Annotated in this window: 17 protein-coding genes; 9 read left to right on the top strand and 8 right to left on the bottom strand. The window is 37.2% G+C overall.

The window, feature by feature from the left end; all coding sequences use genetic code 11:
* On the top strand, window positions 1-424 hold a 424-nt coding region (locus MW688_RS11810; protein WP_486736181.1), incomplete at its 5' end, for an RRXRR domain-containing protein.
* 360 nt (window positions 425-784) lie between these two features.
* On the opposite strand, the gene MW688_RS11805 is transcribed toward MW688_RS11810, so the two are convergent.
* From MW688_RS11805 to MW688_RS11795, 3 genes are all read right to left on the bottom strand, one after another.
* Window positions 785-1,249 (bottom strand): glutathione peroxidase, encoded by a 465-nt coding sequence (locus MW688_RS11805; RefSeq protein WP_486736180.1) that lies wholly within the window; start codon window positions 1,247-1,249, stop codon window positions 785-787.
* A gap of 72 nt (window positions 1,250-1,321) precedes the next feature.
* Window positions 1,322-2,206, bottom strand: a complete 885-nt coding sequence (locus MW688_RS11800; RefSeq protein WP_486736179.1) for a hypothetical protein — start codon at window positions 2,204-2,206, stop codon at window positions 1,322-1,324.
* Between the two features lie 416 nt (window positions 2,207-2,622).
* Window positions 2,623-3,201 carry a hypothetical protein gene (locus MW688_RS11795; protein ID WP_486736178.1) on the bottom strand — a complete coding sequence of 193 codons (579 nt, stop codon included), beginning with the start codon at window positions 3,199-3,201 and terminating at the stop codon, window positions 2,623-2,625.
* 228 nt (window positions 3,202-3,429) lie between these two features.
* Here MW688_RS11795 and MW688_RS11790 point away from each other — a divergent pair, with 228 nt between their 5' ends.
* The 5 genes from MW688_RS11790 (at window position 3,430) to MW688_RS11770 (ending at window position 8,500) form a co-directional block, all read left to right on the top strand.
* Window positions 3,430-4,029, top strand: a complete 600-nt coding sequence (locus tag MW688_RS11790) for an MliC family protein (RefSeq protein WP_486736177.1) — start codon at window positions 3,430-3,432, stop codon at window positions 4,027-4,029.
* A gap of 244 nt (window positions 4,030-4,273) precedes the next feature.
* Window positions 4,274-6,055 carry a biosynthetic-type acetolactate synthase large subunit gene (gene ilvB / locus MW688_RS11785; protein WP_486736184.1) on the top strand — a complete coding sequence of 594 codons (1,782 nt, stop codon included), beginning with the start codon at window positions 4,274-4,276 and terminating at the stop codon, window positions 6,053-6,055.
* 76 nt (window positions 6,056-6,131) lie between these two features.
* A complete protein-coding gene (locus MW688_RS11780; RefSeq protein WP_486736176.1) occupies window positions 6,132-6,560 on the top strand; it encodes a DUF4168 domain-containing protein in 429 nt (142 codons plus the stop codon).
* A gap of 94 nt (window positions 6,561-6,654) precedes the next feature.
* A complete protein-coding gene (locus MW688_RS11775; RefSeq protein ID WP_486736175.1) occupies window positions 6,655-7,638 on the top strand; it encodes a hypothetical protein in 984 nt (327 codons plus the stop codon).
* A gap of 424 nt (window positions 7,639-8,062) precedes the next feature.
* On the top strand, window positions 8,063-8,500 hold the full coding sequence (locus MW688_RS11770) for a hypothetical protein (protein WP_486736174.1): 438 nt from the start codon (window positions 8,063-8,065) through the stop codon (window positions 8,498-8,500).
* A 179-nt stretch (window positions 8,501-8,679) separates the two neighbouring features.
* On the opposite strand, the gene MW688_RS11765 is transcribed toward MW688_RS11770, so the two are convergent.
* From MW688_RS11765 to dusA, 4 genes are all read right to left on the bottom strand, one after another.
* Window positions 8,680-8,889, bottom strand: a complete 210-nt coding sequence (locus MW688_RS11765) for a hypothetical protein (protein ID WP_486736173.1) — start codon at window positions 8,887-8,889, stop codon at window positions 8,680-8,682.
* A 16-nt stretch (window positions 8,890-8,905) separates the two neighbouring features.
* Window positions 8,906-9,568, bottom strand: coding sequence for a Mo-dependent nitrogenase C-terminal domain-containing protein (locus tag MW688_RS11760; protein WP_486736172.1), 663 nt, complete (start codon window positions 9,566-9,568; stop codon window positions 8,906-8,908).
* 88 nt (window positions 9,569-9,656) lie between these two features.
* Complete coding sequence (locus MW688_RS11755) at window positions 9,657-10,610, bottom strand: lipase family protein (protein ID WP_486736171.1); 954 nt, start codon at window positions 10,608-10,610, stop codon at window positions 9,657-9,659.
* Between the two features lie 103 nt (window positions 10,611-10,713).
* The gene (gene dusA, locus MW688_RS11750; RefSeq protein ID WP_486736170.1) at window positions 10,714-11,718 is read right to left on the bottom strand and encodes a tRNA dihydrouridine(20/20a) synthase DusA; all 1,005 of its coding nucleotides are present in this window, start codon (window positions 11,716-11,718) and stop codon (window positions 10,714-10,716) included.
* Between the two features lie 169 nt (window positions 11,719-11,887).
* Here dusA and ebsA point away from each other — a divergent pair, with 169 nt between their 5' ends.
* Genes ebsA through MW688_RS11735 form a run of 3 tightly spaced genes read left to right on the top strand, consistent with a single transcriptional unit; the run spans window position 11,888 to window position 14,583 of the window.
* A complete protein-coding gene (gene ebsA, locus MW688_RS11745; RefSeq protein WP_486736169.1) occupies window positions 11,888-12,277 on the top strand; it encodes a type IV pilus biogenesis protein EbsA in 390 nt (129 codons plus the stop codon).
* Window positions 12,264-13,349 (top strand): phosphotransacetylase family protein, encoded by a 1,086-nt coding sequence (locus MW688_RS11740; RefSeq protein ID WP_486736168.1) that lies wholly within the window; start codon window positions 12,264-12,266, stop codon window positions 13,347-13,349. The genes ebsA and MW688_RS11740 overlap by 14 nt, the downstream gene beginning before the upstream one ends.
* A 1-nt stretch (window position 13,350) precedes the next feature.
* Window positions 13,351-14,583, top strand: coding sequence for a BaiN/RdsA family NAD(P)/FAD-dependent oxidoreductase (locus tag MW688_RS11735; protein WP_486736167.1), 1,233 nt, complete (start codon window positions 13,351-13,353; stop codon window positions 14,581-14,583).
* On the opposite strand, the gene MW688_RS11730 is transcribed toward MW688_RS11735, so the two are convergent.
* Window positions 14,584-16,038, bottom strand: a complete 1,455-nt coding sequence (locus MW688_RS11730) for a diguanylate cyclase (protein WP_486736165.1) — start codon at window positions 16,036-16,038, stop codon at window positions 14,584-14,586. It lies immediately after the preceding gene.
* Between the last annotated feature and the right edge of the window lie 65 nt (window positions 16,039-16,103).

Genomic DNA, 16,103 nt, shown 5'->3' with positions numbered 1-16,103 from the left:
CTTTAAAAACATTGACGAGGCGACCTTTACCCTAGAAATAGGAGTTAAACTCATGGGAGTTTTCGTTTTAGATTCCCACAAAAAGCCATTAAATCCAAGCCATCCTGCTAGAGCTAGAAAGTTACTCAATCAAGGGAAAGCCAGCGTATTTAAACGTTATCCATTTACCATTATCCTTAAGGAGGAAAAACCATTACACACAAACAATAATTGTCAGCTAAAGTTAGATCCAGGTAGTCGTACTACAGGCTTAGCTCTTTTGTCGGGCAAAAATTTAATTTGGGCAGCAGAGCTTAATCATCGGGGCTTACAAATTATCGTCAAGGATGCTCAGAATAAATACCTTCCCGACTTACAGCATAATCAGATAACTGCGGTAATGTATCCCCTGCATACTCAGCAAATTCTGATATTAACTGGTTAGCTATTACCTCAAAAGAATCATCAACCCGTTCTTCTTTTAACATATTTTCTACTGTGGGAACTAAAGCCGATGCTAATAATTGACAGATACTTTCTTTATCAGAAAGCGCAATTAACTCTTTAAGCTTTGACTCTTCTTCTTTCGATAAATCCAAATTAATAATTATCATAATTACCCTTTAATACTCGCATCCGGTTATGAAGCATCACTTAAAATATTGTTACATCTGCTAGTTTTTAACAAAGCTATTGGAGGGATTGGCGCACTCTTATCGCCTAAATCTAATTCTCTAAAGATAAAATAAACCGAGAATAATGAGAGTAAACAAAATCCCCCTATTCTCGGTTACAAAGATTCAAGTTAAGCTAGAGCTTTTTCAATCGCTGCTTTTAAACCAGGATCATCGGGAGTTACTTGAGGTTCAAAACGCTCAACCACTTCACCATTTTTCCCGACTACAAATTTACCGAAATTCCAAGCAATATCTGGTCCATCGCCCACTAAATATTGGTAGAGAGGACTACGATTAGGACCATTAACATCTTGTTTTTCTAAAAGAGTAAAATTCACATCATATTTACTCTTAGTAAATTCTTTGATTTCTTCAGGACTACCTGGTTCTTGTTTACCGAACTGGTTACAGGGGACACCCACAACCATGAAGCCTTTGTCGCTATATTCTTTTTCTAAGGCAACTAAACCCTCGTATTGAGGCGTTAAACCACATTGACTAGCTACGTTGACGAATAAGACTACTTTATTAGCTATAGCTTCTGGGGATAGAGGTTTTCCCTCAAGAGTGGATAAATTAGTAGGTAAAGGCATAATTGATTATCTACAACAATCTAAATGTACAAACTATTTTATTATCCAATCTTGAGTCACATTAAACAAGCTTTAGATCTCAGCTACAGCTCTTTCTACCAAGCGACGGGCTAGGGTTTGAATTCCAGTATGTCTATAGTATTTAACAGTCATATCTAGAAATGCCCCTAAATAGTCAAGTTTATCGTTGGCAACTTCGATAAAACTAGTTAAGTTATCTACTAAATCCCCTCGGTTAATATTATTCTTCGAGACAAAATTACTCATCCAACCTTGAGTTGATTCAAAACTTTCGTTAATGAAATTTAATTGGTCTGTGGAGTTATCTCCCGGAATCAAATCTTTAACCCCTTTGAAGGTTTGGTTTTGTTCTAAATCCTTAGGACTCATTCCCCTAATCATCGATAGGGTTTTGAGGATAAAATCAGGCCCAAGGGGAATTACTCCATCAAAACAAACTAAGGCCGCCATACGCATATAAGATTCTCCACCGTAATCGCCCAAGGCGGCTAGGAAATCTCCAAGACTATCTCCAGGTATACCGTTGATTTGACAAAAAGCCACTACCTCTGTGACTAATTTCACACTTAAATCAATAGTTTGGGCTTTTTCTGGTTTGGGGGTAATATTTTTCAAAAATCCTAAAAAGGTATCCTGTCCAATGCGATTACCTAGGGTTGCAGCACCCAATAAACCTGAGGCTGAATCAACGGTTTCATAAAGCCATAGAGCCCTTTGATAACCTTCTGATTTATCATTGAATAGGGTGATCGCTCTTTCGCCAATTTGCTGAATTAGGGCTTCGTCTGTTTCTCCGGTTACAGTGCGAATGGTATTATCAAATCCCACTAAGTTATCCCATTTACCAGGGATAAATATATCTAGGGATCTTAAGGCCATTACTGTGATTCCTCCGTTAGGGAGGTCATCGACGATTTTATAAATTGCTTTACTCATTTTCTTGTGATTGATATAGTTTTGCTGAATTATGCTTCGTTAACCTGTGGATATACGGTTTTTTTTGTCTGATTAACTAAACAGGTTAATCCGTGATAGAAGGCAACAGGGAATGGAAAACAGAGACAGGTCAGGTTTCAGGTTTCAGGTGTCAGCTTATCTACCCTGATATCCTTTTTGGTTTAATCTTTATCTAAAACCTCGTATCTGCGGTATTCGTATGCCCTGGATTTTAAATCCAGGGAAGGAATGACCTAATACCTAATACCTCCCACTCACCCAAAATGTCCCGGTTTATGCTCTCTAGACATATAACAACTAGGTATAGCTTAAAATCCATAACAGACTTTGTCTCTGTTTACAGTCCTTGTTTCTTTTTCCATGACTTAAGACATGGGTATTGAAAAAAGGACAATTTATGTCACTATTTGTAGCATAGAATTGGGGTTTTTAATTTCTGGCGCTTTTAGTTGGGGAAGTTGGGCTGTGGTTAAACTAGCTAAACCTCTTAAATCGAAACTTTTTAGCCAGTTAATGCGATCTTCTTCCGTAAAACTAGGATCTCTTGAGAGAACTTTCACTTGATAGCGATCATTCACTAAAATACCTGTACCTGTAGAACCTTGTGCTACTGCTGGGTAGCCAGCAATTTTAGTAGAACTGTTAGAATACTTAGCCGCAGCGCTAGGGTTACTAATAGTATCATTGATGGACATAACCGCTACAGTTTTACCATCTCTATTAAGCTTATATTCGGCGAATCCTTTTTTCTCCTGGGCGGGTACAACTTTATAACCGTCGGCGGATTTGGGAAAATATTTATTAAAAGCACCACCGGGTTGTGCTTCTTTAGATACTGCTGCTGGTGCGTTTCTACTACTAGTTTCTTGTTGTACTTGGTCGTAGCGAGATGGTTCTTGTCCACAAGCACTAATTAGTAATAACAAGCTTAGACAAATGGGGATAAGATATTTACGCCAAGAAAATTTATTCATTGTTTTCTCCTTTTTTTTTGTATAGTACCCTAGATTGTTTGGTTTAAAAATAACTAAAAGTTATAGATTCAAGTCTAGCTTACAGGAAACGAAGGTACATGTTATCAGAAACAATTGTTAAAATAAAGCGATCGCACTCTACTTGTTTAAGTGTTTTAAAATTTTTTATGGCTAAAGACAAATTGTCTATAATTATTTTTATTCTCATAGGCATTTTCTCAAAAACGAATGAAAAAACCCATGATTATCTTAGGACTAACAGCGATCGCCAGTTTTACTGATCAATTTTCTCATACTGTATTAGCCCAAGCACCTTCCTTTGATTGTAGTCAAGCTGATGGTGAAGTTGAAAATTTAATTTGTCAAGATACAGAATTAGCTCAATTAGACTTAAAAATGGAAGAAGTTTACACTACTGCCTATAATAAAACAGGACCTGAAATGAAATCTATCCTTCAAGCTGAACAAATAGGATGGATAAAAGGTCGTAACGAATGCTGGAAAAGTGAAGATGTAGGCACCTGTGTAGAAGATAGCTACCTGTATCGTATTTCCGAACTCCAGTCTCAATATCAATTAGTAGAAGGAACTGATCCAGTTTTCTATACCTGTAACAATACACCTGCTAACGAGATTGTCGCTACATTTTACCAGTCAGATATACCCAGTGTAATTTTAGAACGAGGTGACACAGTTATCGTGGGTTATTTACAACCCGCAGGTAGTGGCAGTCTTTACGAAGGAAGAAACGTGAGTTTTTGGGTAAAAGGGAATCAAGCTTCAGTTACTTGGCTAGAGGAAGAGCTCAACTGTCTAAGCCCACAATAGAGTTTATTTCACTGATTTTCCTTGGTCAGATTTAATATGAGATAAAGATGCCCAGGATATTTGGATGGTTAGTTAACAAAATTATCATAAATCAACAAATATAGCTGGCGATTATGTCAGTATAGTAGATAACCTTCATAAAAAAAAGAGGAAGATAGAAGCAGTGGTTGCTACAACAAAAGTATCAACAAACAACTTAGAACCTGTACCTGAGCCTGTAACTAGAACAGGTGCTTTTGCCTTGATAGATAGTCTTAAACGTCACGGCGTTAAACACATTTTTGGCTATCCCGGTGGAGCAATTTTACCTATTTATGATGAACTGTATCGCGCTGAAGCTAGAGGGGACATCAAACATATCCTAGTAAGACATGAACAAGGCGCTTCTCATGCTGCTGATGCCTATGCCCGCGCTACTGGTCAAGTAGGGGTATGCTTTGCCACTTCCGGTCCTGGAGCCACTAACTTGGTAACAGGCATTGCTACAGCTCATTTAGACTCAATTCCTATGGTGGTGGTAACAGGGCAAGTACCCCGCCACGCCATTGGGACAGACGCTTTTCAAGAAACTGATATTTTCGGCATTACCTTACCTATTGTTAAACATTCTTATGTAGTGCGTGATGCTAAGAACATGGCTTCTGTTGTAGCAGAAGCTTTTGAAATCGCCAGCACTGGCCGTCCAGGTCCAGTTTTAATCGACATACCCAAAGATGTTGGTGCTGAAGAGTGCCAATATGTTCCGGTAGAACCTCATACTGTTAAATTACCAGGATATCGCCCCACAGTAAAAGGAAACCCTCGTCAAATTAACGCAGCTTTAGAGCTTATAGAAAGTTCTCAGCGACCTTTGTTATACGTGGGCGGAGGAACAATTACCTCTAACGCTCATCCCCAACTTAAACAACTAGCAGAACTATTTCAAATTCCAGTAACCACCACCTTGATGGGGATTGGGGCCTTTGATGAACACCATCCTCTCTCGGTGGGGATGTTGGGGATGCACGGTACAGCTTATGCTAATTTTGCTGTTACTGATTGTGATTTGTTGATCGCTGTGGGTGCTCGATTTGACGATCGCGTTACCGGAAAACTTGATGAATTTGCCTCCCTAGCTAAGGTTATTCATATCGATATTGACCCGGCTGAAGTTGGGAAAAATCGTCTGCCAGAGGTACCAATAGTAGGCGATGTGGCCTGTGTTTTAGATCAAATCCTAGAAAGAGCACAAGAGCTAAATCTCCCCTCTGATTCTCAGCTCACTCAGGCTTGGCTTCAACAAATAGACCGCTGGCGTCAAGACTACCCCCTCATCGTACCTCATCCTCCTGATACTATCTCTCCCCAAGAGGTAATTGTAGAAATAGGTAAACAAGCTCCCCAGGCTTATTATACTACAGACGTAGGTCAGCATCAAATGTGGTCGGCACAATTCCTCAAAAATGGTCCCCGTCGTTGGATTTCTAGTGCAGGATTAGGCACCATGGGCTATGGATTACCAGCAGCTATGGGCGCTCAAGTCGCTCTGCCTGATGAACAAGTAATTTGTATTAGCGGTGATGCTAGTTTTCAAATGAATCTTCAAGAATTAGCTACCCTCGCTCAATACAATATCAAAGTAAAAACCGTAATAATTAATAACGGTTGGCAAGGGATGGTACGTCAGTGGCAAGAAACTTTTTATGGTGAGCGTTATTCTTCTTCTAATATGGACACAGGAATGCCTAATTTTGAACTATTAGCTCAAGCCTTTGGGGTTAGAGGTATGGTAGTCAAAAAGCGAGAAGAACTCTCTGAGGCGATAGCCACTATGTTAGCTCATGATGGTCCTTTTTTACTCGATGCTCAAGTCACTAAAAATGAGAATTGTTACCCCATGGTAGCCCCTGGTAAGGGAAATTCCCAAATGCTCGGAATTCCTAACCCCAAAAAAGCTCCCGGAGATGATTTGCTCTCTTGTAATGTCTGTGGTGCTAGTAATCCTCATCAGCATAAGTTCTGCTGTGAGTGTGGCGCTAAAATCTAAAATTTATCTGGCTTAGGGAACTTATTACGCACAAAATCATTCACAATAGTTAGCATATTAATTGTGTGAGAATTATATGTCCGTATTTATGTCTTTCCCTAAGCTTTATATCTCCAAATTATCTTCTTATATTTTCGGTATATTTATATTCCCGTTAAGTTTCTCTCTCTCTGCTACCGCTCAAGCAATTAGTGATGAAAGTATAAAACTGTATGCTCAGGCAGTCATAGAAATAGAAGCAGAACGCCAAGAAGCTTTGGCAGCTATCCAAGAAGTGTTAGCAGGAGAGACGCCGGAAATATCATGTAACGATCCGAGTACCTACGAAAGCTTACCAGCAGGAGCTCAAGAAATAGCGATCGCCTACTGTCAAGACTCAGAGAATATTGTGGAAAATACAGGTATGAGCGTTAGAGAATTTAATCAAATCACTCAACAATTACAAGAAGATCCTGAATTGAGAAGACGGATTCAAAAAGTTATGGTACAAATGAGTAAGGATTAGTTGAGAAAAAAGTGATGTTTTCTTAACCACTTTTTAACAATGTTTTTAAGATTTGTTTTAAAATTAAGTAAAAAATTCAAGGAGAGCTAACTAAATGGATATGAAAAATCAAAAAGCTTGGTACAATCGTCCACTTCTTAGCGACAAGAGCTTATTAGATCATCTTCTTAGTAATATTGACAATCCAAAAGCTAAAGTTTCTAAAGATGATGTTTTTATATACGAACGAAATTTAGCAAAAATGCGTCCTTTAGCAGAAAAAATTTATTTACTCGATCAAGAAAAGTTCAATAACCAAGAATTCATATTGTACGCAAGAATTACTTCACTGTTAAGCCAGAATTTAGGAGATTATGCTGATTTACTCAATTCTTACGAATCTTTGAGAGTAGCTTTTTTTGTGAAAGACAATTGTAAAAAATTTGAAGAAAGTGAATTTCTATATCAAAGTAGTAAACAAAAGGATTTTTATAAGTATGTAGACGAATTACTATCTAGCTATTTAGAGAGGCAAATAGATAGAGAAACATTCAATCAAAGTATTGATGATAAGCTTTCTGAATTACTACCACAACTAAAGACTCCCCAAGGAGCAAAAGCTCTATCTGCATATCACCAAACCTTGAAAGATATTTCTATCTATGATATTGGGTTAGAGCTTTTAGCAAATTTTAAGACAGGCAATACGAAGGATTTTGTGATTCTCAAAGAAATAGAGGGATTCATTAATAATTCACTAAAACAGGATCTTACAAATATAGAGCAGTTTAATTATGTAGTTAAAGTAAATTACGAAACCTTGCAAAGACTAGGAAAAATTATCAACATTCCTGAGTATAAAAATATTCCAACTACCTACGCTCAATTGCTTCAATATTTAGCTTTAGTGAGTAAACATGAACTATCGTATCTGCAATTTCAAACATTAACTAACTGTTTAACTCAATGGGAAAAACTATTTCAAGAAAATCAAAGTATACTAGCAAAATACTCTCCTGAAAATTATCACTATCCGCTGGAATTTACTCAACCAACTCCAGGGCTTTCTCTGTATGAAAAATATAAAAGCTATATTTAAATCATACAGTAGTCATAAGAATTCTATATTCTTTAATTGCGGTGGGCGTTCCCTCGGAACGCCCACTACTGACAAGAAATAAGGTGACAAAAAATAAGGTTTTTTTGCTTCACGCCTTAAGGGACCTCAGATATTCCATCAGAACTTATGTAGTTTCATTAGCTCAGGAAAAAACTTATTTATTTGGTGGCTAAAAGGATTGGTGTACCCAATCATAAGTATAAATACTAAAAATGCTCTAAGACAATTGCTAAGGAAATTATCCCCCTCTCCTCCACCAGTAACTTTTGGCAAAGGTGGAAGATGTGAGTTATGGGGAGGTTGAAGAAAGCGGTGGCGACTATCTCAAAGCATAAGTTACGATGAAAGAGATACGATAGTAACATCAAATCTATTAAGATAGATAAAAGATAACTTGGATAATATGGCATCAAAACAAGAAGTAAAAGAATATTTAGCCTATTGGTTTCAGTTGGGGAAAAAGGTAATTGTTAGCAACTTGAATAGAGCGATCGCCCCTGAGAAAATTTGTCAAGGGGGTAACTATTCCCCTGAGTTTGAAAGCTGTTGGCAACAAATTATTACCTCTAATCCTGAGGAGATTTACCTAGAGGGAACTAATCAAACTATTCAAGAACTATTATCCTCTAAATGGGATATAGTTGACTGCGCTCGTTGTGAAATGCCTGTACCTATGGTTAGTATGGGTACAGCATCTCTCAGTTGCCCCTGCACAGATTTGGATAATTGGCCAAACCAAGAATTACCTCAACCTCGTTCTCCCATTAACAGTCAAACACAATTAAATAGATTAAATCAGCGATTGCTTAACAAAGATAGAGATCGAGACTCTCGCAATTAATCTCTCCACCCTGTGAGGTGATACCCACCACCTCAGGTTTTGGAGTTATTCTAACTGCTAAAACTTAATAGTTGAAAAACAAGATAGCAATACCAGCAATAGCAATAACACAGCCAAAAATAGCTCTCAAGCTAATTTTTTCTCCCATGATCCTAACAATTGGCAAAATAAATAAAGGACTAGTAGCCAAGAGAGTTAAAGCAATTCCTGTGGGTATTGTTTTTTAGCCAGAGAGTTATAATAATTAAGGCGATCGCAATCAAACCCTTAGAGAGATTCAAAGTTAGAGGGGCGATTTTTGCCCCTAATAAACTATAAATAGTAGAAGCACTAGCCCAGAAAAAGGCCCCAGTTAAAGCAGCAATCTCTCCTAGATAAGCGGCAATCATCTATCTATCTATCTATCTATATGTATTCAGAAACATCTTGTTGACACTCATCAGCTAAATAAGATAAAGCTCTAAATCTCAATCCCACTAACTGCTCATATAGGGGGTTAAGCTTACATAGAGGGGGAATATGAACTATTTTATGGTCAAAGAGGGTGATATCTCTCTCAAAAGGACATTGAGAAGGAACCATTTTACAGATAAATTTAGCTACTCTAGGATCGTGCATTTCTAAATTATCTAACCAGTGTTTAATTGGTTTGAGTAGATGGGGCTTAATTTTTTTATCTTTTGTTTCCGTTGAGTCGGGATGATAGAGAGTTTCTTCTAAAGATTCTAACTCTTCTACTTCTATCCCTAAAGCTGCTCTAAATTTTTCTATTTGTTCAGCTTCTGGTTTAGAATAAACTCCATCAGCTATAGAAACTAAAACAGCAGTTCTTAAAAAGTTTTCTCCTACACTATGATCTTTTCCTAATCTCTCCGCTAATTCCTCGGGAGTTATAGATTTAAATATTACTTGATTATGTTTATCTGGGTCTAATTGTTCTGTGATTTTCCCAATCAATTCTTGTTCTGCGGAAGTATAATGTCCATCAGCCCAAGCGATTGTTAATAATCCCCTTAACCAAGCAGTTATTTGATCGTCAGTATAAGTAGATTTAACTACATTAACCATTTTGATAGATAACCTCCGTTGAATTTTCAATTCTTTTCAGTCAGTTAGTTGTTATGAATATATGATTTCACAAAAATAGTCATACTGACTATTGTTCCTCAGAAAAACGTTCCCATTTGTCGGGAAGCTTATTTCCCCAAGCTTTTATACCTTCAATATATTCTTTTTCCAAGTGATGGTCGTTAATCCATTCTAGTTTAATCTCATTATCTAAAATATTATTAACTACTCCTTCGAGGCGGTCAACAAAGCGATGCCACCAGGAAATATCTGCTTTTAGTTCTCTCTTTTCGGTAATATGAATATATCTTCCTACATGTTCATAACCCATCAATCTAGCAGGAACTCTCGTCACAATATCATTGTTGTTTTGAAAACGAAAAAACCTTTTATTTAATTTGCTATCGAATGCTACTTGAAAATTTTCATCTCCACAGCGAGGCTGACCAAAAGTATAAGCCCCATTAAAAGGAATTTTGCGTTCTGCTAACCAAGCCGCAGCTAAAGTGGCCATGGCACCTCCTAAACTGTGTCCCGTCAGCCATAGGGAGCGTTTGTCATTTTTCAATCCCTTAAGCCATACAGGGAGTTCGCTTTGATTAGATTTCTCCCCTCTATCTCTAAATTGTTGAATGCGTTCCCACATGTTTTGTCCTTCCCAAATATCAAGGAGGGCATGGTAAAATCCAGAATGAACCAAACCAAGTGGTCCTGGAGTAGAAGATACTTTAATGTTATCTAACCAATCAACTAATTCGTCTGTTCCTCGAAAAGCAGCCACTACGTAATCTTCATGTTGAATGATAATACCCTGAGAACTTTTGGCGTTAAAACCTTGAACATGTTCAAATTTAGGGTCTAATTTTTTTAATTCTGATAATATAGTTTCTGTGTCTGGATTAAAATCTTTTTTATCCCCTGTGCGATCGCCCACTGTTAAATAAGCATAGTTAGAGAATATAGCCATCCAGTAAGCGTTTTCTGGCTGATAAAGGGTAGTATCAAAATCAAATGGCAGTTTGGTTAGATCATCTGTTTCCATTGGTATAATTGCTAATTGTTGCTTATAAATGTCAATATTTATACTAATATATCGACGCCAAGTATAAAACCTATTTTTTCTGGAGTTAAGTTAGTTTTGTTGATTATTTCTTCAAAGATACTATTATATCTGGTTGAAATAACTTTTTCTCCATTTCTCTTAAAGCTTGGGCGATTACTTGAGAATCAGCACCAGGAAGATAAGCATTTTCACTAATATATCTTCTCCAGATTTTACCTCCCGGCTCACCTTTCCATAACTGCAATAAATGCCGACTAATCGTATTGAGTTTAACCCCTTTACTTACCCAGTCATCAATATAGGGAAGCATTCTTTTAATTATTTCTGGTCTAGAGGGGATTTTGGTATTATACCCATAAATTTCCTGGTCTATTCTCGCCAATAAATAGGGATTGTCATAGGCCGCTCTACCAATCATGACGGCATCTACCAAATCTAAATGTTGTTTAACTGCTGTTAAGTCGGTAATTCCCCCATTAATTTCAATAGAGAGATGGGGAAAATCTTCTTTTAAATGATATATATCTTGGTAACGAAGAGGAGGGATTTGACGGTTTTCCTTGGGGCTTAACCCTTGTAACCAAGCTTTGCGGGCATGCACGGTAAAACCTTGGCAACCGGCTTGTGAAACAATGCGTACAAATCTAGTTAAATCTTCGTAGCGATCGCATTCATCTACTCCAATACGATGTTTTACTGTTACGGGAATTTTTACTGCCTTTGCCATCGCCTCTACTGCCTCTGCTACCAACTCTGGCGTTAACATTAGGCAGGCGCCAAAGTTCCCTTCTTGTACTCTAGGGCTAGGACAACCTACATTGAGATTAATTTCATCATAGCCCCAATCTTCTCCGATGCGAGCGCATTCTGCTAATATTTCTGGGTTATCTCCTCCTATTTGTAAGACTAGGGGTTTTTCTTCTGGGTGAAAATCCAGTAATTTGGGGCGATCGCCATGGATAATCGCTCCCGTGGTAATCATTTCTGTATATAGTAAGGTATGGCGCGTTATTTGGCGCATAAAATAACGAAAATGACGATCTGTACGCTCCATCATGGGAGCAACACTGACTAGATGAGAAAACATATACAACTAATTAGGCATCAATTCTCAGAATAACAAAAGTTTCTCTTAATTTACTATTCCTCATTCTCCACAAATATTTTGAGAACTTAAATAAGAACTTCAGAGGAGATCTATGTTATGATTAAAGAAATTTTTAAACCTCAAATAAGCAAGTTATTGATGATTAATTATGTCTACAAGCATTAGTAAACTTAGACCAGCAAGTAATTCAGACGTAATTATGTATACGCCTTACTACTCAAAGGATAAACAGAGAAAACTTCCTTTAGCTATCAGCCTTTATAAACAAGGTAAGCTAGAAGGAGAAAGGAAAATAGAAGGGAGTGATAGCATTGAGTTTGTAGCTAGTTGGGGTATATCTTCTTTACCATCAGAAATAACTCGTTGTCGCATGCAATTTGATCGCAAAGCAGAATTAAGCTACGAACTAGGCTTAGAAAACTCAGAGTTTATTGACTATCTCATCGAAATAATAATAACCTATGAACGTACCCATAATGTTGATTTTCCCCGTAAATTTTATAGCAGAATGCTAAACTTTGTGGATGAAACAATCTAAAATAAACAACAAATACCTACTAATAGCCTCAACTGAAGCCTATAGTGGTAAATCAGCAACAGTAATAGGAATCGGTTCACAATTACAGGAAAAAGGACTATCAATTGGCTATGCTAAGCCCATAGGGGCAGAAAAAACAGAGAAGATAGAAGAAGATGTTAAGTTCATAAGCGAAAATCTTAACTTATCTGTAGAATCTGTCTACCCGCCAGTAGTATACTTATCGCCGGAAAAAATTAAAGAAACGTTAAAACAAGAGCATCAACCAGACTATGGAAAGCTGATTGAAAGCAATTTATCACAGTCAAAGGAAAATTTAGTAATCATAGAAGGTCCAGAAAATATCTACCAGGGGAGTTTGTATGATATATCAGTACCACAAATAGCTGATTTAGTCAAAGCCTCAGTGTTGATAGTCACAGCTTATGATTCTCTATGCTTATTAGACAATTTGATAAAAATAAAACAAGACCTGGGAGAAAACTTACTAGGAGTAGTGATTAATGATATACCATCAGAAGCTTCAGCAGAGGTAAGTGATTATCTACAACCCTTTTTGCAAAAAAGAGGGATTGAGATCCTAGGGAAATTGCCAAGAAAGCAATTACTAAAAAGCATCAGTGTTAGAGAAATAAGCAAACAATTAAAAGCAAAGGTATTGTGTAGAGAAGACCGCCTAGACTTAATGGTGGAAACCCTGGCAATCGGAGCAATGAATGTTAACTCAGCTATGCAATACTTCCGAAAACGGAAAAACAAGGCAGTAGTAACAGGGAGCGATCGCACAGATGTACAATTAGCAGCTATAGAAAGCTCAACTCATTGTCTGATTCTAACAGGTCATACCCCTCCCCAAAGTCTAGTTTTAAATCGGGCAGAAGATCTAGAAATACCAATATTGTTGGTGAATTTAGATACTCTAACCACAGTAGAAATTATTGAGAATATCTTTGGCAAAGTGAGAATCAAAGAACCAATCAAAGTAAAATGTATTCAAGAACTGTTTAACCAATACTTTGATCTAGAAGCATTAATTAGTAAACTAGGAATACAATTGCCTGTAACTAACTAGAATGCCAAGAAAAATAGTAGTGATTGGCGGAGGCGCGGCGGGAATGTTTGCTGCTATCCACTGCGCCGAAATTAACCCAAAACTACAAGTGACTGTATTAGAAGCAGGCAAAGAATTACTAAGCAAGGTAAAAATATCGGGGGGAGGCCGTTGTAATGTTACTCACCATTGCTTTGAAGTGCCAGAATTAGTAGCAAATTACCCTAGAGGTAGTAAAGCCCTCCAAGGCGCCTTTAGTCGTTTTCAAGCTGAAGATACTGTAAATTGGTTTGCCGCTAGAGGGGTAAAGCTGAAAACCGAAGCAGATGGACGCATGTTTCCAACTACAGATAATTCTCAAACGATTATTGACTGTTTGATTAAATCGGCAACAGCAGTAGGAGTAAAACTGCGCACCACTGCTGTAGCAAAAAAAGTGACAAGAGATAACCAAAGTGGCTTTAGTATAGTTATGAAAAATGGAGAAACTATAAAAAGCGATCTCCTCCTCCTAGCTACCGGAAGCCATCCATCTGGTTATCGTCTGGCGGCTAATTTAGGACATGAAATTCAATCACCAATACCCTCTTTATTTACTTTTAAAATTAGCGATCGCCGTTTAGAGGATTTAGCCGGAGTAAGTGTGAAAAATGCCATACTACGCTTGGGTAATTCTAAATCTAAACATCTTACTCAAACTGGACCACTTCTGATTACTCATTGGGGTTTAAGTGGTCCTTCAGTGCTGAAATTATCGGCTTTTGGTGCTACTATACTAGCAAAGAATAACTATCAGATGCCCTTAGTTATTAACTGGTTACCTTCAGAAAATCCTGAATCTCTTCGGGAAAAACTTCTAGCCTTGAAATCGGCAACACCAAAAAAACAACTAGAATCATACTCTCCTCTTGGTTTACCTAAAAGGCTTTGGCAACGTTTCCTAGAATTAAGTGGAATCAAAAGTAAAACTATTTGGGCTCAATTGCCAAATTCTGCTTTACACTATTTGACTTTTGAATTAACTCAAGGACTTTTTCACATCCAAGGCAAAGGGATTTTCAAAGAAGAATTTGTTACCTGTGGCGGTGTTAATCTCAAACAAATTCAGTTTAAAACTATGGAGAGTAAAATCTGTCCCGGATTATATTTTGCTGGAGAAATTTTAGATATTGATGGTATTACTGGGGGCTTTAATTTTCAAAATGCTTGGACAACTGGTTGGTTAGCAGGTAAAGCCATGGCCCAATTATTCTAGTTATAATTGTGGATGACAATAATAACAATTACGTCCATTAGCTTTAGCTTGATATAGGGCAGAATCCGCTTTGTTTACTAAATCTTGAGCGTTGCTTGTATCTTCTGGAGTTTCTGTAGCTATACCAAAGCTAACTGTAACACGATTCATAGTTTGATGAGTGAGATGGGGAATATTGAGGGTGGCGATCTCCTCTTGCATCTGTTTTGTTATGTAAATAGCGCCCTCTCGATCAGTATCGGGTAAAATTGCGATAAACTCTTCTCCACCATAACGGCAAATTTTATCAGAATTACGTTTAATTACACTTTTAAAAGCTTGAGCTACTTGCTGTAAACAGTAATCACCTTGACCATGACCATAGGTATCATTGTAGAGTTTAAAGTAGTCAATGTCCATAAAAATAATCGATAGGGGTAATTGTAGCTTTTTTAAACGCTCCCATTCTTGCTGGAGATAGATAGTGAAGTAGCGACGATTAAAAGTTTTAGTAAGTTGATCTTCGATGGATAAATCATGTAGTTGGCGATTAGCTCTTTCGAGTTGATTAACAGTAAAAGTTAGTTTCTGATATAGTTCCGCCTGTTGAATAGCTATTTCCATTTGAGCTACAATCGGTATAATTAAAGATTCTTGATTAATTAAATTAACTTTTTCCTGGTTATATTGAATCAGTAAACCTCCCCAATTTAAATCATTGACTGTGATTGGCCACCGTAACTCATTAGTCACTTTACATACTTGAAGCCATTTACTATCCTCTGAAGTTAAATTTTCAGTCAGATTCACCGAAAGATATTGTTTTTGACTCGTATCTATGAAGCTATGGTGAGAATACCAGGGAATATAACTGCTCATCGCCACTATTTCCATTTGTGAATATAAACGTTGGCAAATCAGCACTCTATCTACTCCTAAAAATTTTTCAATACCTTTTACGGCTTTGGTTAAGGTATCTTTGATATCTAGGGAAGAGTGAATTGCGGCGATTATTTCTCTAATTACCACTTCTTGAGCCGCTTGACGTTGAGCTTGATAACGTAATCTAGATAGTTCTAAATGAGTTTCAATCCTCGCTATTAATTCTGGCGTATAAAAAGGTTTATTTATGTAGTCTACAGCTCCCTGTTTAAAAGCATCTAATAGATGATTAGTTTCATGGCTCGCCGTCAGGAAAATTATCGGAATCTCTGAGATTAGAGGATTTTTTTTGATATGTTTACATACTTCGATTCCGTCCATTTCTGGCATCATTAAATCTAGTAAAATTAAATCTGGTTTACACTTTTGCAGTCGCTCTAAAGCTTGTTTACCATTAGAAGCAAAAGAAAGATGATAATGAGTTTTTCGCAGGGCTTGATGTAGCAATTTAAGATTAATTGATACATCATCCACAATCAGGATCAAGCTATTGGTTGTTTGCTGATTGTCTTGAGGATAAATATTGGTTGACATTTTTACTTATACAATCATTATTTTTTTGGCATTATTTTTTTTGGCATTATTGTTTTTGGCATTAT

The sequence above is a fragment of the Johannesbaptistia floridana genome, from assembly GCF_057440575.1.
The sequence above is the reverse complement of the archived record's forward strand: the minus strand, read 5'-3'. Positions and strand labels throughout refer to the sequence as shown.

What these genes read in the sequence shown, in the direction of transcription:
- MW688_RS11805 (WP_486736180.1), bottom strand. Translation starts at nt 1,249, where the DNA reads ATGCCTTTACCTACTAATTTATCCACTCTTGAGGGAAAACCTCTATCC.
- MW688_RS11800 (WP_486736179.1), bottom strand. Translation starts at nt 2,206, where the DNA reads ATGAGTAAAGCAATTTATAAAATCGTCGATGACCTCCCTAACGGAGGA.
- MW688_RS11795 (WP_486736178.1), bottom strand. Translation starts at nt 3,201, where the DNA reads ATGAATAAATTTTCTTGGCGTAAATATCTTATCCCCATTTGTCTAAGC.
- MW688_RS11790 (WP_486736177.1), top strand. Translation starts at nt 3,430, where the DNA reads ATGAAAAAACCCATGATTATCTTAGGACTAACAGCGATCGCCAGTTTT.
- MW688_RS11780 (WP_486736176.1), top strand. Translation starts at nt 6,132, where the DNA reads ATGTCCGTATTTATGTCTTTCCCTAAGCTTTATATCTCCAAATTATCT.
- MW688_RS11775 (WP_486736175.1), top strand. Translation starts at nt 6,655, where the DNA reads ATGGATATGAAAAATCAAAAAGCTTGGTACAATCGTCCACTTCTTAGC.
- MW688_RS11770 (WP_486736174.1), top strand. Translation starts at nt 8,063, where the DNA reads ATGGCATCAAAACAAGAAGTAAAAGAATATTTAGCCTATTGGTTTCAG.
- MW688_RS11765 (WP_486736173.1), bottom strand. Translation starts at nt 8,889, where the DNA reads ATGATTGCCGCTTATCTAGGAGAGATTGCTGCTTTAACTGGGGCCTTT.
- MW688_RS11760 (WP_486736172.1), bottom strand. Translation starts at nt 9,568, where the DNA reads ATGGTTAATGTAGTTAAATCTACTTATACTGACGATCAAATAACTGCT.
- MW688_RS11755 (WP_486736171.1), bottom strand. Translation starts at nt 10,610, where the DNA reads ATGGAAACAGATGATCTAACCAAACTGCCATTTGATTTTGATACTACC.
- dusA (WP_486736170.1), bottom strand. Translation starts at nt 11,718, where the DNA reads ATGTTTTCTCATCTAGTCAGTGTTGCTCCCATGATGGAGCGTACAGAT.
- ebsA (WP_486736169.1), top strand. Translation starts at nt 11,888, where the DNA reads ATGTCTACAAGCATTAGTAAACTTAGACCAGCAAGTAATTCAGACGTA.
- MW688_RS11740 (WP_486736168.1), top strand. Translation starts at nt 12,264, where the DNA reads ATGAAACAATCTAAAATAAACAACAAATACCTACTAATAGCCTCAACT.
- MW688_RS11735 (WP_486736167.1), top strand. Translation starts at nt 13,351, where the DNA reads ATGCCAAGAAAAATAGTAGTGATTGGCGGAGGCGCGGCGGGAATGTTT.
- MW688_RS11730 (WP_486736165.1), bottom strand. Translation starts at nt 16,038, where the DNA reads ATGTCAACCAATATTTATCCTCAAGACAATCAGCAAACAACCAATAGC.